The organism is Shewanella sp. SW24 (genome assembly GCF_025653395.1).
Lineage (GTDB): Bacteria > Pseudomonadota > Gammaproteobacteria > Enterobacterales > Shewanellaceae > Shewanella > Shewanella oncorhynchi.
The window spans coordinates 1-24,315 of sequence record NZ_JAKKSH010000041.1 but is presented as its reverse complement, the minus strand read 5'-3'; the positions used below and the strand labels follow the sequence as shown (position 1 = coordinate 24,315).

Sequence of the window (24,315 nt, the reverse complement as noted above, 5' to 3'; positions counted from 1 at the left end):
GACTCCTTAATCAACGCGCAAAATTGCTGCCGGCAGGGTGGTTGGAACCGTGGATCTGGCTATGGCAATTCAAGCAACCCATGCCAGCGCCAAAGGCATTGGTGCTCGGCTGGCTCACGACGCGACTAGCATGACCGTCATCGGCATGGCACTGCTGACATAACTGTGGTACGCGTTGCTTCACCAGTGCCTCATTCACACTGCCGTGTGGGTTGTGACAGGTTGAACAGTTTTCGGTTACGGGCGCATGCTCCCATAGGAAGGGGCCGCGTTTTTCGGCATGGCAGCTATAACAAGTGTCATTTACCGTGGCTTTTTTGAGGGCACTCTCATTCGATGAACCGTGGGGGGCATGGCAATCGACACATGTCATTTGGTCCCACTTCAATGGATGGGATGAGCGTTTGTTCATATCCGCCTTTTCGCGGGTATGACATGAGGTACAGGTTTGGTTAACTTGTTGTTTATCTAAGATAGGGTCTTTAGCTGCATGTACCTGGTGGCAGGATGCACAGGCGATTTCCTCAAGATTATGCAAACTATTATGCCAACCTGTTTTCGCAGTATTTTGGTGGCAACCTAAGCACACGGTATTTTGAGTCGGGGCGGATAACTTGCTGTCCTGACCAAAGGTGATCATTGGTTCTTTGCCACCTTTGTTATGGTTACCTAGAGGGCCGTGACAAGACTCACACTGCAATCCCGCCATGGGGGAATTGGAATGGCTCATGTCACCATGCTTGCCATCGAAAATAGCCATCACTTTGTCATTTTTCTTATGACACACTAGGCAAGAATCTGCACCTTTAGGCGAATATTTACCTGCGGTAAACTTCTCTTCCAGGGTCGACTTAACCTGCTCAGTTGTTAGGCTATCCCAAGGTGTAGAATATGCTAAAGGAATGAAAAGAATTAGTTTAATCAACAGTATTGCTGATAATAAGTGTTTCATTATTAAGCCTCGTACCACATTTTGCAAACCATTAACCTTAAGCACTTAAGCTCATTATTTTTATCCGTATTTAATAACTGCAAATGTGATCAATTTAAGTATGTAAAAAGCACATCAGCATTTATTTAACGAATGTCTTTGACGCTTTAAGATTTAAGCATAAATTAGTTAGAAATATGTATATACGCATATAGAAGTTGTATGATAAATGATGATGCTAGTCACAAATTCCATTGATTAAATTTTTTGATTGCCATCGCGCATTTTTATCAAGTGTCGGTTGTGTCACGATTTTATAAAAATTGATAAGTGGTATGTTTAAAGTTTGTTTTAATTATTATAATTAATATACGTGGTAACTATTTAGATGGCTTTATCATGAACGCAGTAGATCTAAACGCAAGAATGAGGGAACAGTCGACAATATTTTTCCCCGAAAAAGTTGAAAAATGCATTGTGGATTTTATATATGAAAATGGTGTAACAAAGACTTTACCCAAAGGAAGCTCGATAAGTAAGCAGTTGTTGTTAAACAATTTTATATATTTAGACGATGGACTTCTTTTATATGCCAAACGGACTAACGATTACACTAGACCAAAATTTGTAAATGCAATAATCCCAGGTAGGCTGACTGATTATCATTTGCTCTTAGAGGATAAATGTACTTGTTGCAAACAAATAATAGTTGCGAGGGATAGTAAAGTAACGTTTATAGATAAACGATTAATCAACAATTTATCTCACACAAATATTAATCTTTTTACTAAGTTTATGTTTAGTTCAAACTATTTCATGGAAAGACAAACGGCTTTGGCAATTTTTTTACTAACGTCCTCTCCTGACGAAAAGTTAGTAAAGTTAGTTTTTGACTTGTTAACAGTGTTCAACAGTAACTTTAAGGATGAATGGCTTAAAGTTGATGTCAAGCTAACTAGAGAGGAAATATCGGACATTTTACATATAAGTATAATTAAGTTAGATATTATGCTGGCCAAGCTTCGTAAAAATGGATTGTTAAAAAAGGAGGATAACCATATGTTTTTTAACTCAAAGTTTATAAAAAACTTATCACCTTGTCCATTAGGTAGAGAGGACGCTAGTGGGTGCAAATCGAATAACATGCTAAAATTTAAAGTAAATAATATGATTGCCATTAATAATGGTTGAGTTCGACTCTCTGAGAACAAGGCCGTGTTTAGCATTTAACTAAGTGAATTAATTCATGATGTGGATACAGAACTATTAGATTTTACTTTACGATTTCCTTGAATTCCTAGGTGAACATGTAACCTATTTTTACAATGTTCATTTCTGATTTTTCTATAAGACAGTTTTTAATTAATGTTATCATGGAAGAATCTATTGCCAATTTAATTAGGTTTTTCACCTGAAAAATTTGTTGAAATCTTCACGATCCAAGGTTGTAATAAGTTATTGAAAATTCCCATTAAACAAGATTAATTAAAAAAGGGTATACGGATTTAATGGTTGATGGGGCACCTTCACCCCATCAATCTGATACCACCCTCAGATGGTTGATAGGTCGACTCCGTAGTTGAGTTCCTCTGCGAAGTCCGGCAGTCCGTAACCGATGGTTTTCTTGTAGAAAGGAGAGACCTTCGCAGTCGGTGCCTTCTTCTTGTGCTTCGTGGTGTAGAGCATTCGTGCCCGCATCACCTCGAAGGAGTAACCGCGCCCTTCACGGTTCTTGTCCTTGGCCAGTCGGTTGATGGACTCCGTGTAAGCGTTGGTGACGGGCATGTCCGTCTCGAAGTAGGTCATGGTCTCTTCGCGCCAGTTTCCCACTGCCCTGACCAGATCGCTCCAGACTTCCTTTTGGCCCTTCGGGATGGTGGCTATCCACTCGTCCAGGGCGGCTTCTGCCTGGAGCCGTGTGGTGGCGTCCCAGATGCCGTAGAAGCGCTCCTTGTGCTCGTAGGCGGCCAGCAGTTGCGGGAACGCGCCTGTCCAGGTCTCCATGATGAGGCGCTCCCGGTCTGAGACTTCGTGAGCGCGTTTCAGCAGGATTTTCCGGTCTCCCTTGAGAGTCCGGCTCTGGGACGGTTTCAGCTCCTTTCTGAGGCCCTTGCGCACTCTCTCTAGGGCATCGTTGGCCATGCGCACCACATGGAACTTATCGACCACGATACGGGCCTGGGGCAGCACAGCCTTGACCGCTGCCCGGTAGGGGTTCCACATGTCCATGCTGACGATCTCGACCTTCTGCCGGTCTTTCAGCTTCATCAGGTAGTTGGTCACCACGTCCTGGCGGCGGGTGGCCAGCAGGTCGAGCAGGGTTCGCTCCTCAATGTTGGTCAGAATGCAGCGGTAGCGCTTGTTCAGGTATAGCTCGTCAATGCCCAGGATGCGGGGCGTCTCGAAGCGGTGCCAGCGCCCCAGGAACTCGGCGCGGGCGTTGAAGATGTCGCGCACCGTCTTCTCGTCCAGGCCGGTCTGTGCCGCCACAAAGGTGTAGGGGTGGTTGAAGGATTCCTTCTCCACGTACTCATGCAGCCGCAGTGTCATACGGAATCCGTCCTCCATCTCCGGTAGCTGGGGCCTGAATGTTGTCTTGCAGGCCCGGCAGGTGTATCGGCGGCGGACCACCCAGAGAGTGACCCGCTTGCCGTGGATGGGCAGATCACGATAGGGAACGTCACGCTTGCCGAACCGTACGAACTCACCCTGCACGCCGCATTCCTCGCAGGCGATGGGATCGGGCACGTCCACCTGGAAGTGCATTTCGTCGTCGGTTGATTTGCAGCCCAGTACTTGGTATTGCGGCAGGTGAAGGATGTTGTCGGGAAGTTCGGTCATGGTGTTGTATAGGCGTAGGTGTCAGTCAGATCCATCCGGCTCGGCATTGGTGTTTGCTTTTTTACCCAACAAGCTGCTGGAAACGAAAAGTAAGGCACCGAGGACAATTGCAATATCAGCCAGGTTGAAGGCCGGCCAATGCCAGTCTCGCCAATAGAAATCAAAGGAATCCACAACATAGCCGCGAAAGACCCGGTCAATCAGGTTGCCCATGGCGCCACCGAGGATAAGACTGTAAGCGATGGCTTCTCCTTTATGACGATTTTCAAGGATCAGCTTGATCAGAAAAATCGAGACCACTACCGCGATTCCGATAAAAAAGTAGCGCTGCCAGCCTCCACCATTCGCAAAAAGACTGAATGCGGCACCGGTGTTCCATAGGTGCACCCAGTTAAAGAACGGGGTCACCGAAACATACTCGCCATAGGCCATTGATTGCTGCACCAGCCACTTTACAGCCTGATCAGACGCTGCCAGCAGGCCCGATATGGACAATAGGGCATACGGCGAGAGCTTTTTGCCAATAATGAGCATTATTTAACCCTTCAACGCCAAAATGCGTCTGGCACCGTTAAGTACAATGCCCCCCGCGATGGTGCCGATAATCAGATCCGGATAATTGGAACCGGTCCACGCGACCAGGGCGCCGGCGGTGATGACCCCCAGGTTGATCACCACGTCGTTGGCCGAGAATATCCAGCTTGCCTTCATGTGCGCCCCGCCTTCCCGATGTTTGGATATGAGCAGCAGACAACTGGTATTGGCAATCAATGCGACGAATGCGATAGCCATCATCACCAGCGATTCAGGCTCACTACCGAATACAAAGCGTCTCACCACCTCTACGAGCACGCCCACAGCCAAGATCAGTTGCAGTACACCAGCAAGATGCGCGGCACGTACCTGCATTTTCACGCTATGTCCAACCGCATAAAGGGCAAGCCCGTACACCGCCGCATCGGCAAAATTGTCCAGGGATTCTCCAATCAGGCCGGTGGACTGGGCGATCAGACCGGCAGTCATTTCCACCACGAACAGAAGTGCATTGATGCCGAGCAACCAGCGCAGGGTCCCGGATTCTTGCTTAGCAGAAGCTGCCGAAAACTCGGCGGCCTTGATGGTCTCCGGATTTGCAGCGACGGTTTCCTGAAGCGAGGCGCCTAGCCCCAAGGTCTTCAGTTTCGAGGTGACGGGCTCGACCTCGCCGTCATGCACGACCTTCAGCCGGCGGTTCGACAAGTCGAAGGACAGCGCCCGAATCTCCTCAAAGCCGTTCAGGGCTAGGCGAATCATTCGTTCTTCTGATGGACAGTCCATCTTCGGCACGGCATAAACACTGACCCATCTCCCTGGCGCCTCGGAGGAGGCCTGTATATCGGTATCCGCTGCGGACGTTGCATCACCGCCACAGGCGCCACCACAGGATTTGCTCATGATACGACTCCACTTGAACAATGTTGTGGTACCATTTAAAACTATAAAGCTACTATAATGTCAATAGAGTAAAGAATCCGTTGGGGAGGAGGCTGATGCGCATTGGTCAGTTGGCGCAGTTGGTAGGGGTCGAAACACAGACGATCCGCTTCTATGAACAGCAGGGCCTGTTGCCGCCGCCTGATCGGCAGGACAACGGTTACCGTGTCTATACCGAGAAGCATGGTGAGGGGCTGGCCTTCATCCGTCGCTGCAGAATCCTGGGCCTGTCACTGGCTGAGATTCACGAACTACAGAGCTATCAGGACGACCCTCATCAGCCTTGTACCGCCGTCAACGCCTTGCTCGATGATCACATCTCTCATGTGCGGTCGCAGATAACCGCTCTGCAAGCGCTTGAGAAACAACTCGTTTCACTGAGAGCGAGTTGCAACGATGACCGGGAAGTTGAGGCGTGTGGGGTTCTTGCTGGAATTAGCGAAGGAAACATGCACCAGCAGTAGGTGAAGCATCAACCAGATAATCCGATGAGATGCCGGTCTGTCTCACTCTCATGCAAAGGTAAGATCAACCATTTAATCCGCTTACCCTTAATTTTCTGAACACCATTAACTTCCTGCGAACGTTTTACGCCAAGCACTTGGGCTAACGTGAAAACGTTGATTAAAATGTTGCCTAAATGACGTTGCAGTCTGAAAACCAACCATTTCAGACACTTGTTCTACAGAAAGTCTTGTACTTTCAAGAAGCTCAAGGCTACGTTGCAGACGAGTACTTACAAGCCATTTTCCAAATGACATACCGGTAGCGTTGTTGAAATGCCGAGTAAAGGTACGGCGACTCATAAATAATTGATCTGCTAAATCAGCGATGGAATATTGTTTGTCGAGGTTTTCACGTAAATAATCCAGTAACCTATTGACCTCTGCATCTTGAGTTGATTTTGGGATAGGTTGTGCAATAAATTGTGCCTGACCGCCTTCTCTGTGCGGAGGTACAACTAAGATACGTGCAACTTTATTCGCTGTTTTTGTCCCATAAAAAGACCTCACAATATACAAGCAACAGTCTAAAGCGGCAGCAGTACCTGCTGAAGTGACTACACGGTCACTTTCAACATAAAGTGCATTCGTATTTAGCTTTATATTTGGAAAACGAACAGTAAAATCGTCCTCTGCCATCCAATGAGTAGCAGCTTCTTTTTCATCTAATAGCCCTGAGTAGGCTAATGCGTAAGCACCATAGCAAAGCCCCACGACCATAGCTCCTCTTGCATGAGCTCTAACCAATGCTTCAGAAATATTAGAAGTAGGCGCACTGTCTAGGTCATGCCACCCTGGAATGACGACTATATCTGCCAACTCAACGAGTTCTAATCCACCATCAGGCTGAACTGTCATCCGATTGTCAGTGTGTTGTGGCTTACCATCAATTGACACTATCTTTAAGTTAAAAATGGATTTGCCATCTGGCCGCATCGAAAAAACGGCTTGAGGCACAGCGATATGAAACACGCTGAAATGAGGGTAGAGAATCAAAGCGACAGTTGGTACTTGCATGTGCAAAGCGCTCCCAAGTGAATAGTCATATCATTATTTGGCCCAATTGTTTCGATATTTGTCACTTGGGTCAATATTACCTCTCGTAAATACTGAGGATAATGTCTCATATTTATCAACTGCCAAAGAGATACATTATGAAAAACAAAGCTATCACCATTCTACTTACCTTAGGGCTTGCAACCATCATAAATAGCACCAATGCATTAGCTGAATCGGCTCCAACGCTGCATTCAGAACCACAGCAGATTCACTTTCAGCATATCCGAAATGCAACATCTAAACTCACTTATGGTGACACAACATTCTTAATCGACCCTATGCTGGCAAAGAAAGATACCTATCCTGGTTTTGCCGGTACTTACCGTAGTGAAATACGTATACCAATGATCGATTTACCCATGTCAGCTAAAGCTGTAATTGACAATGTAGACGCCGTTATTGTCACTCACACACATCTTGATCATTGGGATGATGCAGCACAAAGTGTAATTCCTAAAACGATGCCTTTATTTGTTCAAAATGAAGAAGATGCAAATACTATTCGCGCTCAAGGCTTTAAAGATGTGCGCGTGTTAGGAATTAAAACTCAGTTCAATGGCATTAGTTTAACCAAAACGGGTGGGCAGCATGGCACGGATGAAATGTATGCAATCCCAGCGTTAGCTAAAGCACTAGGAGAGGCTATGGGCGTCATATTAGAGGCTGACAACTACAACACTGTTTATTTTGTCGGTGATACTATTTGGCGCGATGAAGTGGAGGATGCGTTACATAAATTTAAGCCTGAATTCGTTGTGCTTAACACTGGTGATGCTCGAATGGAAAATCTTAAAGGCTCAATTATCATGGGGAAAGAAGATACGGTAAGGGCTATTAAACATGCTCCTCAAGCGAACATTATTGCTGTGCATATGGATACGGTTAATCACGCAGCATTGACTCGTAAAGAGCTCAGGGAGTTCGTGGAAGAAAAAGGCATAGAAAAACAAGTATTAATTCCTGAAGATGGTGAATCGTTGAAATTGTAATGTAGTCCACCTTATCGTTTCCCTGCAATGACATAAGAATGTAGTGGTCAAATTTAGTTGGCCACTACAAATGCTGAGGGTAAATTTTTCGGAAGGCTGGACGCTGAAATTCCAGCAGATGTGTTTGATAAAATTGCGATAGCATGGTGCAGAAAGAGAAAGAGAAAGAGAAAGAGAAAGTTGCAAGGTGCTTTAGGTGGTCCAGTTGGTTTGGAGCCTGGGAGTCCAGGCCGTCATTGGGCCTGATTTATATATTATATAAGCAAGAGTGAATTTATGAACTATTTTGAAGAGGACCCCTTCTAGGTAACGTAAACCTGGAGGGTGTATGAAAAAGCTAAAATCACATTACATACAGACTATAAATGAGGAACATTCAAAATATTTATGGTGGCGATATCCCACTATTCGTAGCGGTTTACATAAATATTTTAGTACTAAACAAGAGAAAAGTTTTTACTTTATGCATTTGATTGAATGCAAGGGGTATCCAGTTAAACTTCGTGCTGCTCGTGGGAAACTGCTAGCAGATTCTTGGGATGATTACCCTTCACATGTCTTTGATGTAGCAAAAAGTTGGAAGCATAACTCAAAAAGAAAGCACCAATATTACCGTTTAGGTTGATAGTACTATAAGGTCATCAGCCCTAAAAAAGAGAGGTAATAAAGTTGCATACTAAAACCATCGTCATTATGCTCGATTAACGAGCTAATATCGGTGGTTTTTTTATGGCTTCACGATTAAAGGGCTGCTCAGAGCAGCAATTTGCCAAATGGATAAAGGAAGGTCGAGGTAGTGGCCTGCATGCAGACTACAAACCTTGGTTAACTGTTAGGGATTTTCCATCTTTAGGGCGTGTTCATCGTGTATTTGGCCACAAATCACAAAGAACCCATCACCTGTTTTCCGATCTCGAGCTTTCAGTATTCCTTATGCTGGAGTGGCACTGCGAAGTCACCCAGATCCGCGAGCAATTTCCGCTTGAGCGCGATATCACCCGCCAACTGGCGAGCGACGCTGGGATCAAACATCCAAATATCGCGGGTATTGATCAGTACATGTCGTCGGATTTTTTGGTCGATTCTACCGATGAAGAAGAGTCAAGGTTTGTATTGCAGGCAAAGCATTCCTCGGCTTTGAGTGATGTGAGAACTGTCGAAAAAGTTGAACTCGAGCGTCTCTATTGGCAGGAGAAAACCTTGCCTTGGTATCTGATAACAGAACAAAACGTGCCTGATGTGGTGACTAGAAACATCAAATGGCTCTATTCGGCACAAAGGGAAGAAACTGAGGACGTAGAGTTGGCACTGCAGCAGATCGAATTCTATGCTCATCATTTCAAAAAGAATCCTAATAAGACGGTACTCGCCTTGTGCAAGGAATTGGATGCGGCTTACGATCTGCCGCTCGGCGAATCGCTTTACGAAGTAAGGTGCTTGCTGGCCAAGCGCTATTTCTCCTTCGATATCTTCATTCCGACCACCAAACTCAAGGCGTGTGATTTGAACGCTGGAGAGCTAGGTTTTATCAGGGAGGCATACCTTGTTTCGAATCAATGAGGTTCTTAAGTTTGGTGAGCGCAGATATCGAGTTCTGCAGCAACTCGGCGAGTATTTGGTATGGATAGATATCGATGACGCATCTGCTTTTCCTGAATTAATATTGACGAGCGAACTGATAAGGGCAATTGATCAGGAAAATCTTGAACGTATAAATGATCCGTATAAAGAACTTTCCTTCGAAACACCTATTGAAGGTGGTGTTGCTAGAACCAAGCGCGATACAAACTACGCATTAATTAAACCATTGCTTGCTCTACCAGACTTTTATAGGCCTCAAAGCCGCGGGGCGGTTATCAAAGGCATCCTTGCTGAGCATGGTTCAACTAAACAGACGCTATATCGGCTGGCACGTCGTTACTGGCAGCGTGGGCAGACGCCGAACGCTCTATTACCTGATTATAAAAATTCCGGTGGCAAGGGCAAACGCCGGGTGGCCAAGGATAAAAAGCTTGGGCGTCCGCGTAAATATGAGCCAGGAACCGGGGCTAAAATTGATGAATTTATTGAACGTCTTTTTCGTATCGCAATTGACCGTTATCTCTTGAAAGATAAGGGCCATTCGTTCCCTTATGCTCATCGTCGTTTCGAGACTCTGTATTTAAATTATTTTCCTGATACGCCTCAAGAAGAATTGCCCAGTAACTGGCAGATGATGCACTTCTACAAGCGCGAGTATTCTCAACCTGAAAAGCTAAGAAAGCGTGTGTCGAACGTTGAATATAATAAAGATATCAGGCCCCTTCATAGTACTGCCAATACTCAAGTGCTTGGACCAGGATCTCGTTACGAGATAGATGCCACCATAGCTGATCTTTATCTTGTATCAGATAGTGAGAGGGCAAACATCGTCGGCCGTCCCGTTGTTTATATGGTTATTGATGTGTTCAGCCGAATGATTGTTGGTTTCTATATTGGTTTTGAAAATGCCTCCTATGCTGCAGCTATGCAGGCTTTGTTTATGGCTGCTACCGATAAAACGTCATACTGCAAAGCGTTGGGTTTTGATATTGCATCGGAGGATTGGCCTAGTGTAGGCCTACCGGATGCCATTCTAGCTGATAGGGGTGAGCTACTAGGTCATCAGATTGAGAATTTAGAGAGCAATTTTGCAGTCAGAATAGAAAATACGCCGCCCTACCGAGGTGATGCAAAAGGTATTGTTGAACGTAATTTCAAAACTATTCAGGCTTCCTTTGGTCCGTTTGTACCAGGTTATGTCTCGGGTACTATGGTAAAAAAACGAGGTGGAAACGACTATCGGCTAGACGCGAAGCTAACGGTAAAAGAGTTTTCTCAGATCATTATCTCATCAGTGCTTTATCATAATCAGTACGCAATACTTGAAAAGTATGACAGAGATTCAGATATGCCGACTGATCTGTCTACAACCCCTATTCACTTGTGGAACTGGGGTTTACAGCATCGAACCGGACGCTTGCACCAAGCTGATGAAGATGCGCTTCGTATCGCCCTTTTTCCAAGAAAAACGGCCACTTTATCTGAGTTGGGAGTTTGCCTATTCGGTATTTACTATACGTCTTCTGAATTGCTGCAGTTGGGTTGGACGCATAGAGGGAAGGATGTGAAGCGTCCAGCCAATATGGAAGCTGCTTACGATCCACTTGTTGCCGATAGAATTTACCTTTTTCCTGAAAAGGGTAATAACAAGTATTGGGTATGCAACTTGGCTGACCGATCAAGAGAGTTTCAAGGCGCTTCGTTTTGGGATGTATGGCAACTTCGTGATGAGCAGAAAATGACGACTGGGCAAGCTCGTGTGCAGTCTAAGGCAAAGAAACGGCAACATGAGCAATTTGTCATCGATAAGATAGCTCAAGCGGAGAAGACTGCACCTGATACTTCGGGGATCTCCAATGCGGAGCGGATACGTGCTATCAACGAGAATAAGCGGGAAGAAAAGGCCAGGGAGAGAGCTGAGAAGGCGCACAATCCCGTTACAAAGGATAATAGAAAGCCAGGTAAGGTGATCCACCTTGTAAACCCTGAGCCGGACTTGGATTATCCCGATTATATCGATGAACTGTTTGGGGAGGATGACTGATGTCATTACCAGATAACTTTGTCGAGGCCGTTTACATCGATCCTGGTCTCGAACGCTATCGGGGCAATCCGCTGATAGAGGCTCTGCCGCCGATAATGGATTTACAAGACCTTAAGGTCAAGCTAACAGGTAAGGTGGAGTTCAACCCTAAGGACTGTTATGTAAAGGGACATATACGTGCTCACGAGATTAGTGCTCTACTCGATGATTTTTTTCAGCCACTGTCAATTCACAAGCAGTTAGAAGAGAAAATATCGGTCATGATCCGCGGTGGTTATGTGGGGCGTAATATAGCGGACGGTTCCCTGAATCAGAAGATGCAGGAAGGCTACCAAAGGATTATGTCAGGAGCTACGAACGATTTTCGTTTTACACAATCGAACTCGACGGCAAAGAGCATGTCATTGATTGGCTGTTCTGGTAGCGGAAAGAGTTCGACTATTAATCGTATTCTCGCGACTTATCCGCAAGTCATTTATCACAAAAAATATAACTTCATTCAGATGCCCTATCTGAGAATCGAATGCCCGTCAGATGGCTCGTTGAAGAGTTTATGCCTAAATTTTTTCCGCGAAGTTGATCGTACCCTCCATACTGGGTATGAGGAAAAGTATGCACGCAAACGCCATAGTACAGAAGTCCTGCTTTCTCTTATGGGACAGGTGGCAACACAGCGGGCAATAGGTGTTTTGGTCATAGATGAAATTCAACGATTAACGTTGAAGCGTTCGATAAGCAAAGAAGCGATGCTGGAGTTTTTTGTTGCGCTTGTAAACGTGGTTGGGGTGCCAGTTGTGATGGTGGGTACGCCTAAAGCTAGGCCTATATTTGAAATGGAACTTCAGGCTGGTCGACGCAGTGCTGGGTTCGGTTCGCTGTTTTGGGAGCCTATGCAACAAGGTTTAGTTAAAACAGATCCGACTACAGGAAAATCGAGAAGAACCGAATGGCAGGCATTTACTGACAAGCTTTGGCAATACCAGTGGTTGAGTAATCGTGATGAGGTGTTGAGTGACGAAATTCGCGATTGTTGGTTTGATTTGTCACAGGGTGTAATTGATATAGTCGTGAAAATATTTGTGCTTGCACAGATGCGAGCCATTTCTACAGGGTTGGAGCGGATCACCACTAAATTGTTGCGGACCGTATATGAGCAAGAGTTAAAGCCAGTACATCCCATGTTGGACGCTTTACGTAGAGATGATCCTCAGCTTATCGTTAAATATTCAGATTTACAGTTACCTGGGATTGATAAGCGCCTTATTGAGCTAAGGAGATTAATTGAAGAGCGGCAGGGCGAAAAAGAAAATGAAGCGGCCTTTGCCGGTGATGAGAAAGCTATGCGGCTGTATACCATGTTACAGGCTATGGGATGCGACTCTGCATTGTTGCAGCCACTGATTATTAATGCTTTCAAGCAGCATCCCAATTTGTCTCTTCCTGAGCTAAGCAGAATTATTCTGGACTGGTATTCGAAGCCTTCCGAACCTCCTAAAAAGGTCAAAACTCAGACTATTAAGCCCTCGGATTGGCATACACTGCCTTCCGAAGATTTGAGGTTCAAATTCTCTCAGGCTGGCAAAGGGCGGCTTTACGAAGAGTTGAAATACGGTAAAGAATTGTTCGACGTGCCTAAGTGGCTGAAGAAAGTAGGCTGATATGTTGGGCTTTCCTTTGCCTTATCGCGATGAACTGCTATACAGCACTATTGCGAGGCATGGGAGCCACTGTGGCATAGCTTCGCCGAAGGAGCTGTTATTTGAAGTATTCAGTGATACTAAGATCATTGCTTCGTCAGATTTGCCATCGCACCTACAACATATCGCAGCACTCTATCCTAAAGAACTTGAGATTACACCGCTCGATTTGCTCTATCGAAATACTCTTTTTCCTTTGTATGCACCTTTCGTAGGCGAAATAAAACGGATAGCTCTAGTTAAGGAGCTTACGGCAAACAGTAAAAGTTCTGTTCATCTCTCGGTCGGGGTGGCGGCTTCGCGTATAAGACAGCCTAAATACCTAAGATATTGTCCAGCTTGTATGCTCGAGCAGTTAAGCAAACATGGAGAATGCTATTGGCGGCGCGATTGGCAAGTTGCTGGTTCCGAAATTTGCCTTGTTCATGGCAAGCTCATAGATTCACAAATATTTCGCCACGATGTGCATAGGCATGAGTTTTTAGCCGCTGATTTGACTATCTGCCCTCAGGTTGAACAGCTTCAAGGTGAATGGCAATACAACTTGCTTGCTGAAAGTATTAATGACTTATTGAACCTAGGTGTTGTGCTTGCACCAGAGTTCTCACAATGGAGTCTTTGGTACGCCAATCTAGCAGCTAACCATTTATGCACTCGTGGCTCTTTTATACGTCATGACCTTATCCGTGACAAAGTCCTCAGTTTTTGGGGCACAAACTGGCTTTCCCGATATGGGCTAATGCCAAATGATGACGAAGCTAATTGGCTTAAAAGTATATTTCGTAAACACCGTAAGGCTTTTAGCTACTTAGAGCATTTAGTTGTACTTCATGCCTTCTTAGAACCTAGATGGAAGCTGGCAAGTGTCATCGATACTGTTATGCGGCTCAAGCCAGATAAGAAAAAATCGAGCAAGATACTGAGTGGAACAGATAAACATTTACTGAATGAATGTCGCAATCGATGGCGAAAAGCCATAGAAATACAAGGAACCAAGCAAGCACGCCTCAATGGTTTTGATGATCTTTACGCTTGGCTTTATCGTCGTGACAGAGATTGGTTACTCAAAACAAATCAGGTTAATCAAATGCCGCAACCAAAACATAAAGCAAAAGTTGACTGGCAGAGACGAGATCGAGATACAGTTAAAAAGCTGATACGCATTCGTGAATTGAGCGAGTTACTGCAGGATATGCCCAGACGTTCAATAAACTGGTATCTAAACCAGCTTGAGCATAAGGCTAGTATTGAAAAACACTTGAAACTACTTCCGTTGTGCAGATTGTTTTTTGATCGTTATTGTGAAAATATCTTTGAATATCAAATAAGAAGAATAACCGGAACAGTTATATCTCTTATGTTGGATGACGAGCCGCTCAAACGCTGGCAAGTTTTGAGAAAATCAGGACTTAGCGAAGAACGCCTCACCGAACAAGCAAGTCTATTTCTAAAGGAAATTATTGGGATTTGAACGGTACAACGCATCTTAAGGGATTTAAAGACGATACTTGGATCAATGGTATCGGTGATCTATTCCGTAAAAAGGATAGTAAACAATGGGGAATTAACCTCAGTATTTATCCAAGTAAAGATAACGGCCCTGATGCAATTATCCTTTCTAATGCACCTATCCTTATACGTAAGCACATCATTAATCCGACCAAAGACTATTATCGTAAAGATTTTGAAAAGACGATTAAAATCTCTACAACCAGTAATTGGCAAGTTGATAAGCTCGAAAATTGTCCTGCTCTTGAAAGACGATTACCCAAGGAATTAGGTCAATACTGTTTTGTGTTTCAACTGACTGACGGAACTAGGGTGTACCTACCTCAGTTTGAGTTGGCGCGAGCATTATTCTTCCATAATGCCTATTTAGCCCGTTCTTCGGTAGTTCACGATCTATTGAGTAATGAGTTTTCCCTTGAGCAAGATGGTGATAAGACCATCATCAATGTACTGGAAACTTTTTCTGGAAACTGGGAGTTATTCAATGATTATGGTTATCGTCGATTAATCGCTTGGTTGCTGATGGACAAAGATGCTAGGCCTTCATATGAGAGTATCGGCAATTACCAATTGAACGATGGATACGATGTGGGGCAATACCGGCGTTGGGCCTTTAGGTTTAACCCTCCTGCGCTAAAAGGAGCTAAGTTGAAACTGAAGGGGCATTTTGATCTCAAGACTAATACCCTGTTTGTCTATGAAATATCCAGCATTTTAAATATACCTACCGATCTACCGGAATATATCGAATTTTTCAGCCCCAAATTTTATTCCCAAGTAAACGGACAGGGCCGAGCAGCCAGAACAGGAGCTGATCGCCCACCTAATCATGATATCGACGAAACCGCAGAGGGAAGTCGTGATAATAAGCCGGTCATGATAAGTGAAAATACTACGGAGTTTGAGTTTGACAGAGCAGTGCAAACATCTAAGGTCAGTAAGAAAAGAAAGTCTGTGGGCCGCGGTAAAAAAGACGCGGAGGAACCAAGTGAAGCTTCTAGCGATGTCAGTACTGAAGAGCAGGGGCCAAACGGTGATCTACCGAGTGCTGAATGGGATAATTTGAAAGAGCAAACGGACGATGCTCATCTGTATTTAGACAAATTTACTAGCTACTTTGCGATGTTGGATCTTCTGGAGAAAAAGCATGGCTGTGAGGTCGTAAAATATCCACTTAGAAAACTGCCTGCCATTGGTAAATGCAAAAGGCATATTCTGGAAACGGACGGTAACCCTAGATGCTTGTCGGTCACTCATATCACTGTAGAAACAACTGGTTATTACCTATTGGAGGTTGATACATCTGATTCCAGTAAGGCGTTGTCGACAAAAGTAATCCGTGCCAGCGCAATTGGTGACATAGAGTCACACCTATATGAGATAGAAAAGCAATTGCTAAAGGCTTCCTTGTCTTGGCCTAAGGAGCATTTAGACAAGCTTGTAGGGGCGGGAAACCACTCATGGATACCGCACCAGAAGTCAAATAAAGCGGGAGCGTTGACCCCAGAGGACATTGAAAAATGGGCAAGTCGAATATACGTATCAATTGTTTAACGTGCTGATTTGTAGGCTTTTATCATTTCAACTAAAGCATTGCGTATATGTTTATGCTTATCTCCGTCTAATCTTGATACCTCATTAATCAGATCCAACAAGCTTTCATCTCCTTGTTCACTAGAATTGATTATATTCATGCAGTGAATATATATTTCTGTGGATGGTTTGCTATCACCTGATATGTATTTTGATACTTGAGCCTGACTCTTGCCTATTTTTTTCGCAAAACCAGCCTGTTTCAAGCCTGATTTTTTCATGGCAAGCTTTATGACTTCAGGTTCACTTAGTAAAAACATGTGTTTATAGGGTTTGTGGAAATTATGGAAATTATTCTTTAAATGAATTAAAATGTCTAGTTGATATATATGTATTTTCTTCATATTCTTACTGATAGACTACAGGACGTAGTAACTTGGGGTGTATCATGGCTAGAGCTGATTTGGTTTTAAATTTGGTTGAAACGGGAATAAAGGGTGACCTTCCTCGTTTTAAAAAAACAGCAGAAGCAATTGCGGCTGAAGCCAAGGCTCGTCATCATTATCATTTAGCGGATAGGCTAAGAAATATTCTTACAAGCACCGCGACAGTTGAGACTAGAAAATTTACTCATAATGCAGACCTTCAAAATGCATTCTATGAAATTCACGCCCAAAAAACTCTATCAGATCTAACGCTTCCCGATCATGTGATCTCTGTATTCCAAGAGGTAGTTGAAGAGCATGCTCGCAGAGATCTACTTCGTTCCTATAATCTAGAGCCTCGTCATAAGTTATTGTTGTCAGGTCCTCCTGGCAATGGCAAAACAACCTTGGCAGAAGCCTTAGCCAATCATTTGTCAGTCCCTTTCTTTACTGTTAAGTATGAGGGCATTATTAATCGTTTCCTTGGTGAAACAGCACAGCAAATCGATAAGCTATTTGAGCATATAAAAACCCAACGTTGTGTGCTTTTCTTTGATGAGTTTGATGCGATCGGTAAGGAACGCGAAGATGCAAATGACAATGGCGAAATGAAACGTGTGGTTAATTCACTTCTGAAACAAATTGATATGCTGCCAAGCCATGTTGTTGTCGTGGGTGCAACCAACCATGAGTCAATGCTTGATAGAGCTATCTGGAGACGCTTTCAGGTTCAAGTTAATATACCTAGCCCAACTCAACGGATGGCGACAAAGTGGTTTGAAGAGTTTGAAAAACGAATTGGCCATAGTTTAGGGTTGGCTCCAAGCACATTGGCGCGCAAATTATCAGGACTGAGCTTTGCTGAGTTGGAAGAGTTTGCATTAGATGTTCAAAGAAAGTACGTGCTCGGGCTTCCGGACAGTGAAAACAATCTAAAAGAAATTACTTCTCATTGCCTATCCTTTTGGGTCAACCGTTATAAGACTGAAAACAAATAATAACTTATTAGTAGTAAAGGACGTTGCATATGGATATGAAGCCGATTCTTACCTTTAACAAACCCAAAACGGATGGAATAAGAGGGAAATTGCAAGGGAGGGGCGGTGCTCCAATAACTCCGGGAGTGGGTGCACAAGCTGCGCGCATTATTCCAAAAGTAGAACGTTTAGAGAAGCACTTCGCAGAACATATTCAACTTTCTTATTCACCTGAAGGTATGCAGCCTGAAAGAGTTCTCGTTCTTGAGGTCGCTGGCGATGTACAGAACTTGGCTGATGCTTTAGCTAAAGTTCAAGGTTTTGAGCTTTTAGCTCAACACATAGTCGACAGAGACTTTAAGGATGATAATTTTTACATTGAGAAGAATGGTAAAATTAAGTCAGTTGTCAAAAATGCTTACTTGGCGATGAGTAATCAAGCTGGGTTACATAAACTCCTTGCTATGTGGAAGCGTTATGTTGCAACAGGCCAAATTGACGCAGGGTTTACACCATTAAGAGATGCATTCTTACAACTCGCAGATATAAGATTTTGGGATACCAAGGATAGGCTGGAAAGCACCTATATTCTTGAAGATTGGCAACATAAATTACAGGATGCAGAGCTAGGATTTGATGAGTCTATTCCTTTTGAAATAGAACTTTGGTATCGACCAACTGGATTTTTAAGAGGGCAAGCTGAAGGACATATTCGAAGTGTCGTCTTAGGGTGTGGTGGAAGTATTTCGAAAAGCTTTGTCCATGATGGGATAGGTTATCATGGTTTACTCGGTTTATTACCTCTAAGTAAAGTGAGGGATGTTGTCGAATCGAGTGGCGCCGCACTGGAATTAATGAGATGTGATGAGGTTATGTTTTTTAGGCCTTTAGGTCAATGTATTACTCCAAAGATTATCACTGCAGAAGAGCAACTCATTACTGATTCAGAACGTTTTGAAGGCCCATCACCGGGATATCAACAACCAGTAGTGGCCCTTCTGGATGGCCTACCTCTATCAAATCATAACGCTTTGAAAGGCATGCTGATAATTGATGATGCTGATGATTTAGAACAGTTTTATCAATCTCCTTCAGAGCAGGTTCATGGTACAGCAATGGCTTCTATAATCATTCATGGTGATTTAAATAATCGCCAAGAAAGACCATTAGAGCTCCCGTTGTATGTACGGCCTATACTTGCGCCTGAGCATACTCAAATGGATGGAACCAGACTTGAGCAAATTCCATCTGCATACTTGCCTATTGATTTAGTACATAGAGCTGTCATTCGTATGAAAGAAGGAGAAGGGGGCCTTCCACCTACTGCACCAAATGTCGTCATAATAAATCTTTCCGTTGGCGATCCATATAGGTTATTTGATACTCAGATGAGCCCTTGGGCGAGAATGCTGGATTGGCTTTCTATTCGATATGGCGTTTTGTTTGTTGTTAGTGCGGGTAATATGACTCAGCGCATATGCTTGGACGGTATCAAAGAACATGATTTTAAATCTTTAACGCCTGAAGAATTGGAAGAGAGGACGCTCAAAGCAATTGCAAAGCAAAAGCATGAGCGGAGGATGATGTCGCCTGCCGAAGCTATAAATGCAATAACAGTGAAATCCTCCCACCAAGATCAATTTGAAGGAGCTATACCAGTTAATCAGGTTGATGTGTTTACTACGCCTGGCTTATTTAGTCCAATAAGCCCTGTCACATTAGGTAAGAAGAATTCGGTAAAGCCAGAACTGTTAATGCCAGGTGGGCGTCAGACATATATTAACAAAACGATGCTAGTGAATGAGGATGTAGTCCTTGACGTTGCCAGGAGTGTTCGTTTTGGACCAGGAGTAAAAACAGCCCTACCTGCATCTTTACCAGGTGCGTTAAATACATATGGATTTACAACTGGCACAAGCAATGCTGCGGCACTCGCTACACGACGCCTTGCATTTCTCTATGAAACACTTATCAGCATTAAAGAGTTTGGGGATCAGCAAGCGTTATCATATGCTTCAGACGCCTTGATTCTCAAGGCTCTGCTCGCGCATGGTGCGGAGCACATGGAGCAAGCGACAGAAGTCATAGAGCAATTGTTAAAGACCAAAGAGAATAATCGTACATTTAAGTCTGAATTAAATCAGTACTTAGGCTTTGGAGTGGTAAATGAGAGCCGGATACATGCATGCCAAAACAATCAAGCGACATTGATTTACACTGGAGTAATAAGAGATGGTGCGGCACATGAGTACCGTTTACCTTTACCTCCATGTTTAGCCGCTGAAACAGTAAATAGACGCTTAATTGTAACAGTTGCTTGGTTTTCACCCGTTAATCATGGCCATCAAGATTACAGAGGTGCTCAATTATGGGCTACGCCAGCCCATAAAGTTATAAATGCGGATAATGGAGACTATTATCATCATCACTTGAAAAATGGAACGATATTCCATGAAGTCAGAAAGGGTGACAAGGCTGCCAGCTTTACCGAGGGGGATTTCCTCGCGATTCAAGTTCATTGCAACGGACGTGCTGGGTATGAAGGAATAGATGTACCTTATGCATTGGTTGTAACTCTTGACACTCCGGGAAGCGACCTTCCAATTTACGAAGAAGTTAAGCTAGGACTGAATATTGAAGTGGAGCAGACAGTTTGATGATAGTTATTTGCTCTCTGCTTTGTCTTTGTAGTTAGATTTATATCGGTATGACACTTTATTACTTAATGAAGGCTTCGAAATGGAGCTTATTTCAGATTTAGTATGATACTTTATTTTTTCAGTATCGATTTTCACGGCTAAAAATTAGTGTCTGCAGAATGGGTTAGTATGAAACTTTATTCCTCTCCCACAACCGCCTTTATTGGCGGTTTTTTCATCTAGATTCACGACAAAATGACGATTAACTTACAGTAATAGCAAATGCTGGTGGCTTAACTTTCTATGCTGGAATGGCATCTAGCTCGTGCTGCTTTTTTGCCTCAATGCGTTTCCACACTTTGTCATGGAAGTAAAACACTACAGTGTTAATCGCGGGTTCTACTAAGGCTACTGCGCCACCGACGACTACGCTGCCAGTTAATAAATAGGTTACGGTAAAAGCGACGCTAAAATGTAGTACAGCAAAAGTGAGTGTCTTAGTCATGATCTTGTTCTCTAAATAGGCTCCCAGCGGGAATGTTTAGATGATAACAATTCTCATTAAAATTAAAAGCCGTGTTTTCAGATTAGTTTAAACGGTTTTATCTATTTATCCGTTGTAAAAAACATAAAGCCCTCACGATGGAGGGCTTTGAGCATTTAAACGTAAATTAATACAATTCTAAAATTAGTAGTGCCAAGGGAAGGCTGAAAAATCTTGATCGCGTTTTTCGAGGAAGGCATCGCGTCCTTCCTGTGCTTCGGCGCTCGCATAGGCTAAACGCGTCGCTTCACCGGCAAATAATTGCTGACCGACCATACCATCATCAGTCATGTTGAAGCCGTATTTAAGCATACGCATAGCCGTAGGTGATTTAGAGTTAATCTCTTTCGCCCACATTAATGCTTCGGTTTCTAGCTCTGCATGGGGAACGGATTTATTAACCATACCCATGTTGAAGGCTTCATCAGCGCTGTAGTTAAATCCGCAGAAGAAGATTTCGCGGGCACGTTTTTGACCTATCATCTTGGCGAGATAAGCACTGCCATAACCTGAGTCGAAGCTCGCAACATCGGGATCGGTTTGTTTAAATATTGCGTGTTCTTTCGAGGCTAAGGTTAAGTCGCACACTACGTGTAAACTATGGCCGCCACCCACCGCCCAGCCCGGCACAACGGCGATGACCACTTTAGGCATAAAGCGGATCAGGCGTTGCACTTCTAATATATGTAAGCGGCCCATTCTGGCTTGATCGGCTTTGCCTTCTTCAGCGCCTTCATATTTATAGCCATCTTTGCCGCGAATACGTTGATCACCACCTGAACAGAACGCCCAGCCACCATCCTTTGCCGAAGGACCGTTCCCCGTAAGCAGTACGCAACCTACATCAGACCATTGGCGTGCATGGTCGAGTGCGATAAATAATTCATCAACGGTTTTAGGTCGGAAGGCGTTGCGGCACTCTGGGCGATTAATGGCAATGCGTACTGTGCCGTGGGCTTTGGCTCTGTGGTAAGTAATATCGTCGAAATGAAATCCACTGACTTCATCCCATAAGGTGGGATCAAAAATATCTGATACTTGTTGGGTCATGATTCATAGGCCTTTATGCTGTAATGCCTCAAAGGCTAGGCGGAATCATATATAAGGTCAATCACCTAAGTCTAAACCTTAGCGCTATATAGCAAAATCCCGTTTGCCTATGAGTCTGTAATGATTAAAGGTGATCACATAGATAAAGCTGATTATCTTTGCTAAACACTGGATGTTGAGGTGCCATAGTACCGCAATAGTTAGCCTTAAAGGCGGCAATAGACTCGGGTGTCATTGGAATTTGATTGAAGGCTTCGAGTTCTAATGTGGATAAACGTTCTATGATGTCGGTTCTTACCTTAGTCAGTTTATGGTCGATTTTAATAATTTTTGTTCCTGTCATAGAGTCAACTTTATTCTCTATTTCTTTGATCATCGCCTCAGTCTTTGCAATAGGAACATCTAATTTATCTGTTTCTGTGTATAAGTAATATAAAGCACCCGCGAGTAGCGCCAATATGATCCAACCTTTCATCTTTTAGTCCAACATAAGTGAATAACCATTAAGAATATGGGTATAATAAGCTAGTTTTCGTCCAATATTAAAGCAGTAAAAGGCTGTAACGATGAACTCAGAATCTAACAACAAGGACTATTCGAAAACCAATCGAATTAAGATTCACCAGCCAGATGCGAGTAAAGCCGATCGCTTTAATCCTCGTAATCGGATTTATGTCCGAGCAATAGACGGTTTGTGGAGTAGCGTACGTCGCCGCATGGGCTGGATTGCCATGTTATTTTTCCTGCTTTTACCTTGGATCCCTTGGGGCGACCGTCAAGCCGTATGGTTTAACTTGGGCGAACAAAAGTTTCACGTCTTCGGTTTAACGATTTGGCCGCAGGATCTCACCTTGCTTGCAGCGTTGTTTATGATCGCTGCCTTCGCTCTGTTTTTTGTGACCACCTATCTTGGCCGTGTTTGGTGTGGATACACTTGCCCCCAAACAGTATGGACCTTTATGTTCATCTGGTTCGAGGAAAAACTTGAAGGCGCACGCAATAAACGCATTAAGTTAGATCAAATGCCATGGAGCTTTGACAAACTCTGGCGTAAAACGGCAAAACATACGGCCTGGCTATTGCTCTCACTGATGACGGCGATGACCTTTGTGTCCTATTTTGTGCCAAGTCGTGAAGTCTATGTCGATGTATTTACGCTTAATGCTTCTGGCGGTATCTACTTCTGGGTTGTGTTCTTTACACTTGCCACATACGGCAATGCGGGTTGGATGCGTGAAATCATGTGTATCCACATGTGCCCTTATGCTCGTTTCCAAGCGGCCATGTTCGATAAGAATACCTTTATCGTAGGTTACGATACTAAACGTGGTGAGACCCGTGGTCCGCGTTCGCGTAAAGATGACCCAAAAGAGCTAGGCCTTGGTGACTGTATCGACTGTGACTTGTGTGTGCAGGTATGTCCTACGGGAATCGACATTCGTAACGGTCTGCAATATGAGTGCATTAACTGCGGTGCTTGTATCGATGCTTGTGACCAAACTATGGATCGTATGGGGTACGAGAAAGGGCTTATCAGCTATACCACCGAGAACAAGTTAGAAGGTATAAAGCAAAAAGTGCTGCGACCTAAACTTGTCGGTTATGGCGTGGTACTGATAGCGATGATATTAGTCTTTATATACTCCAGTGCGACCATAGCGCCTGTGCGTATGGACATCATTCGTGACCGCAATCAGCTCTATAGAGAGAACAATCAAGGTTTGATTGAAAACACCTTCACCTTGAAGATTCTTAATAAGACAGAGCAATCCCACGAATACACTATGAGTGTCGAAGGATTAGACAACTATAAATGGTACGGTCCAACTTCGGTCACTATTGCGGGTGGTGAAGTATTAACGTTACCTATTAGTGTCGGTATCGATCCGGTTGAGCTGTCTCGTTCAGTTACTAATATCGAGATAAAAGTGAAAACTCATATCGACGGTGAAGAAGTCGAAGTTGAGCAAGAATCTCGCTTCTTTAGTCCATAGATAACAATATTTATGATGATCTAGCTGAGCGTGACTCATATAGATTGTCAGACTTAATCGAGATAAAGGGGCTTTTTAGCCCCTTTTTTATACGTATCGTTTGATAAGTAAACGTCTAAACCATTAATCGTTATTTTCCTACAAAAAGCCCTTGCACAAAATCTCCTGCTCCCTATAATGCGCATCCACTGACACGGCAGACAGCGAAAGCCAGCTGACGAGTTAGGTTGAATTGAGTCGCTTTTAAGCACTTAATTCAAGCGCAGCAAGAAGTTGTAAAATACTCCTTGACGCGAAACGGGAAATGCGTAAAATGCACGACCCTGAGCTGATGAAGCATCAGCACGACCCGCCGGCAACGGTATGTGGTCAACGCTCTTTAACAAGATAAAACAAGAAATCTGTGTGGACACTCACAGGTGTTGAGTTAATCGAAACTGCTTAGCCTTCGGGTTGGCAGTCAAAAATTTAAATCAATGTAACAATGAGTGTTCATAGTAATATGTACAGTTTGTTTCTTTAGTTA

The 24,315-nt window shown here is 43.9% G+C and carries 21 protein-coding genes; 12 read left to right on the top strand and 9 right to left on the bottom strand.

From position 1 onward, the window contains the following. Nucleotides 1-10: 10 nt before the first annotated feature. A complete protein-coding gene (locus L5M17_RS21405; RefSeq protein ID WP_263149103.1) occupies nt 11-952 on the bottom strand; it encodes a DmsE family decaheme c-type cytochrome in 942 nt (313 codons plus the stop codon). A 378-nt stretch (nt 953-1,330) separates the two neighbouring features. Between L5M17_RS21405 and L5M17_RS21400 the strand changes: the two genes are divergently transcribed. After that, nucleotides 1,331-2,122 carry a Crp/Fnr family transcriptional regulator gene (locus L5M17_RS21400; protein WP_263149101.1) on the top strand — a complete coding sequence of 264 codons (792 nt, stop codon included), beginning with the start codon at nt 1,331-1,333 and terminating at the stop codon, nt 2,120-2,122. Nucleotides 2,123-2,482: 360 nt separating this feature from the next. On the opposite strand, the gene L5M17_RS21395 is transcribed toward L5M17_RS21400, so the two are convergent. From L5M17_RS21395 to L5M17_RS21385, 3 genes are read right to left on the bottom strand one after another with little or no spacing between them, the layout of a single operon-like run. Next, entirely contained in the window at nt 2,483-3,772 is a 1,290-nt protein-coding gene (locus tag L5M17_RS21395; RefSeq protein ID WP_263149099.1) for an ISL3-like element ISPpu12 family transposase, read from the bottom strand. A 21-nt stretch (nt 3,773-3,793) separates the two neighbouring features. Beyond that, nucleotides 3,794-4,306 carry a signal peptidase II gene (gene lspA / locus L5M17_RS21390; RefSeq protein ID WP_004863699.1) on the bottom strand — a complete coding sequence of 171 codons (513 nt, stop codon included), beginning with the start codon at nt 4,304-4,306 and terminating at the stop codon, nt 3,794-3,796. Between the two features lie 3 nt (nt 4,307-4,309). Then, a complete protein-coding gene (locus L5M17_RS21385) occupies nt 4,310-5,206 on the bottom strand; it encodes a cation transporter (protein WP_004574643.1) in 897 nt (298 codons plus the stop codon). A 95-nt stretch (nt 5,207-5,301) separates the two neighbouring features. Here L5M17_RS21385 and cadR point away from each other — a divergent pair, with 95 nt between their 5' ends. After that, entirely contained in the window at nt 5,302-5,709 is a 408-nt protein-coding gene (cadR, locus tag L5M17_RS21380) for a Cd(II)/Pb(II)-responsive transcriptional regulator (protein ID WP_004364961.1), read from the top strand. A gap of 105 nt (nt 5,710-5,814) precedes the next feature. Here the strand turns inward: cadR and L5M17_RS21375 are convergent, their stop codons facing one another. Then, on the bottom strand, nt 5,815-6,765 hold the full coding sequence (locus L5M17_RS21375) for a GlxA family transcriptional regulator (RefSeq protein ID WP_172591457.1): 951 nt from the start codon (nt 6,763-6,765) through the stop codon (nt 5,815-5,817). A 137-nt stretch (nt 6,766-6,902) separates the two neighbouring features. Here L5M17_RS21375 and L5M17_RS21370 point away from each other — a divergent pair, with 137 nt between their 5' ends. The 7 genes from L5M17_RS21370 to L5M17_RS21340 all read left to right on the top strand — a co-directional run bounded on the left by L5M17_RS21370 (nt 6,903) and on the right by L5M17_RS21340 (nt 16,181). Further along, entirely contained in the window at nt 6,903-7,796 is an 894-nt protein-coding gene (locus L5M17_RS21370; RefSeq protein WP_041412661.1) for an MBL fold metallo-hydrolase, read from the top strand. A 328-nt stretch (nt 7,797-8,124) separates the two neighbouring features. Next, nucleotides 8,125-8,421 carry a hypothetical protein gene (locus L5M17_RS21365; RefSeq protein WP_172591456.1) on the top strand — a complete coding sequence of 99 codons (297 nt, stop codon included), beginning with the start codon at nt 8,125-8,127 and terminating at the stop codon, nt 8,419-8,421. Nucleotides 8,422-8,525: 104 nt separating this feature from the next. Continuing rightward, nucleotides 8,526-9,356 (top strand): TnsA endonuclease C-terminal domain-containing protein, encoded by an 831-nt coding sequence (locus tag L5M17_RS21360; RefSeq protein ID WP_172591455.1) that lies wholly within the window; start codon nt 8,526-8,528, stop codon nt 9,354-9,356. Next, a complete protein-coding gene (locus L5M17_RS21355; RefSeq protein WP_172591454.1) occupies nt 9,340-11,421 on the top strand; it encodes a Mu transposase C-terminal domain-containing protein in 2,082 nt (693 codons plus the stop codon). The genes L5M17_RS21360 and L5M17_RS21355 overlap by 17 nt, the downstream gene beginning before the upstream one ends. Continuing rightward, nucleotides 11,421-13,079 carry an AAA family ATPase gene (locus L5M17_RS21350; RefSeq protein ID WP_172591453.1) on the top strand — a complete coding sequence of 553 codons (1,659 nt, stop codon included), beginning with the start codon at nt 11,421-11,423 and terminating at the stop codon, nt 13,077-13,079. The genes L5M17_RS21355 and L5M17_RS21350 overlap by 1 nt, the downstream gene beginning before the upstream one ends. Before the next feature lies 1 nt (nt 13,080). Continuing rightward, nucleotides 13,081-14,589 carry a TnsD family Tn7-like transposition protein gene (locus tag L5M17_RS21345; RefSeq protein ID WP_172591452.1) on the top strand — a complete coding sequence of 503 codons (1,509 nt, stop codon included), beginning with the start codon at nt 13,081-13,083 and terminating at the stop codon, nt 14,587-14,589. Next, nucleotides 14,586-16,181 (top strand): Tn7-like element transposition protein TnsE, encoded by a 1,596-nt coding sequence (locus tag L5M17_RS21340; RefSeq protein ID WP_172591451.1) that lies wholly within the window; start codon nt 14,586-14,588, stop codon nt 16,179-16,181. Before L5M17_RS21345 ends, L5M17_RS21340 begins: the two co-directional genes overlap by 4 nt. Here the strand turns inward: L5M17_RS21340 and L5M17_RS21335 are convergent. Continuing rightward, nucleotides 16,178-16,564: a helix-turn-helix domain-containing protein gene (locus L5M17_RS21335; protein ID WP_172591450.1), complete on the bottom strand. Its 387-nt coding sequence runs from the start codon at nt 16,562-16,564 to the stop codon at nt 16,178-16,180. The genes L5M17_RS21340 and L5M17_RS21335 overlap by 4 nt on opposite strands. Before the next feature lie 44 nt (nt 16,565-16,608). Between L5M17_RS21335 and L5M17_RS21330 the strand changes: the two genes are divergently transcribed. Next, entirely contained in the window at nt 16,609-17,583 is a 975-nt protein-coding gene (locus tag L5M17_RS21330; RefSeq protein WP_172591449.1) for an AAA family ATPase, read from the top strand. 29 nt (nt 17,584-17,612) lie between these two features. After that, nucleotides 17,613-20,219 (top strand): S8 family peptidase, encoded by a 2,607-nt coding sequence (locus L5M17_RS21325; protein WP_263149089.1) that lies wholly within the window; start codon nt 17,613-17,615, stop codon nt 20,217-20,219. Between the two features lie 283 nt (nt 20,220-20,502). On the opposite strand, the gene L5M17_RS21320 is transcribed toward L5M17_RS21325, so the two are convergent. From L5M17_RS21320 to L5M17_RS21310, 3 genes are all read right to left on the bottom strand, one after another. Next, the gene (locus tag L5M17_RS21320) at nt 20,503-20,706 is read right to left on the bottom strand and encodes a DUF2061 domain-containing protein (protein ID WP_105250772.1); all 204 of its coding nucleotides are present in this window, start codon (nt 20,704-20,706) and stop codon (nt 20,503-20,505) included. A gap of 183 nt (nt 20,707-20,889) precedes the next feature. Further along, a complete protein-coding gene (locus tag L5M17_RS21315) occupies nt 20,890-21,795 on the bottom strand; it encodes a 1,4-dihydroxy-2-naphthoyl-CoA synthase (protein WP_198573704.1) in 906 nt (301 codons plus the stop codon). A gap of 124 nt (nt 21,796-21,919) precedes the next feature. Then, the gene (locus tag L5M17_RS21310) at nt 21,920-22,270 is read right to left on the bottom strand and encodes a hypothetical protein (protein WP_263149087.1); all 351 of its coding nucleotides are present in this window, start codon (nt 22,268-22,270) and stop codon (nt 21,920-21,922) included. A gap of 91 nt (nt 22,271-22,361) precedes the next feature. Here L5M17_RS21310 and ccoG point away from each other — a divergent pair, with 91 nt between their 5' ends. Further along, nucleotides 22,362-23,789, top strand: coding sequence for a cytochrome c oxidase accessory protein CcoG (ccoG, locus tag L5M17_RS21305; RefSeq protein ID WP_105250769.1), 1,428 nt, complete (start codon nt 22,362-22,364; stop codon nt 23,787-23,789). Nucleotides 23,790-24,315: the final 526 nt, after the last annotated feature.

Coding starts and splice junctions, on each gene's coding strand:
- L5M17_RS21405 (WP_263149103.1), bottom strand. CDS start 952: ATGAAACACTTATTATCAGCAATACTGTTGATTAAACTAATTCTTTTC.
- L5M17_RS21400 (WP_263149101.1), top strand. CDS start 1,331: ATGAACGCAGTAGATCTAAACGCAAGAATGAGGGAACAGTCGACAATA.
- L5M17_RS21395 (WP_263149099.1), bottom strand. CDS start 3,772: ATGACCGAACTTCCCGACAACATCCTTCACCTGCCGCAATACCAAGTA.
- lspA (WP_004863699.1), bottom strand. CDS start 4,306: ATGCTCATTATTGGCAAAAAGCTCTCGCCGTATGCCCTATTGTCCATA.
- L5M17_RS21385 (WP_004574643.1), bottom strand. CDS start 5,206: ATGAGCAAATCCTGTGGTGGCGCCTGTGGCGGTGATGCAACGTCCGCA.
- cadR (WP_004364961.1), top strand. CDS start 5,302: ATGCGCATTGGTCAGTTGGCGCAGTTGGTAGGGGTCGAAACACAGACG.
- L5M17_RS21375 (WP_172591457.1), bottom strand. CDS start 6,765: ATGCAAGTACCAACTGTCGCTTTGATTCTCTACCCTCATTTCAGCGTG.
- L5M17_RS21370 (WP_041412661.1), top strand. CDS start 6,903: ATGAAAAACAAAGCTATCACCATTCTACTTACCTTAGGGCTTGCAACC.
- L5M17_RS21365 (WP_172591456.1), top strand. CDS start 8,125: ATGAAAAAGCTAAAATCACATTACATACAGACTATAAATGAGGAACAT.
- L5M17_RS21360 (WP_172591455.1), top strand. CDS start 8,526: ATGGCTTCACGATTAAAGGGCTGCTCAGAGCAGCAATTTGCCAAATGG.
- L5M17_RS21350 (WP_172591453.1), top strand. CDS start 11,421: ATGTCATTACCAGATAACTTTGTCGAGGCCGTTTACATCGATCCTGGT.
- L5M17_RS21345 (WP_172591452.1), top strand. CDS start 13,081: ATGTTGGGCTTTCCTTTGCCTTATCGCGATGAACTGCTATACAGCACT.
- L5M17_RS21335 (WP_172591450.1), bottom strand. CDS start 16,564: ATGAAGAAAATACATATATATCAACTAGACATTTTAATTCATTTAAAG.
- L5M17_RS21330 (WP_172591449.1), top strand. CDS start 16,609: ATGGCTAGAGCTGATTTGGTTTTAAATTTGGTTGAAACGGGAATAAAG.
- L5M17_RS21325 (WP_263149089.1), top strand. CDS start 17,613: ATGGATATGAAGCCGATTCTTACCTTTAACAAACCCAAAACGGATGGA.
- L5M17_RS21320 (WP_105250772.1), bottom strand. CDS start 20,706: ATGACTAAGACACTCACTTTTGCTGTACTACATTTTAGCGTCGCTTTT.
- L5M17_RS21315 (WP_198573704.1), bottom strand. CDS start 21,795: ATGACCCAACAAGTATCAGATATTTTTGATCCCACCTTATGGGATGAA.
- L5M17_RS21310 (WP_263149087.1), bottom strand. CDS start 22,270: ATGAAAGGTTGGATCATATTGGCGCTACTCGCGGGTGCTTTATATTAC.
- ccoG (WP_105250769.1), top strand. CDS start 22,362: ATGAACTCAGAATCTAACAACAAGGACTATTCGAAAACCAATCGAATT.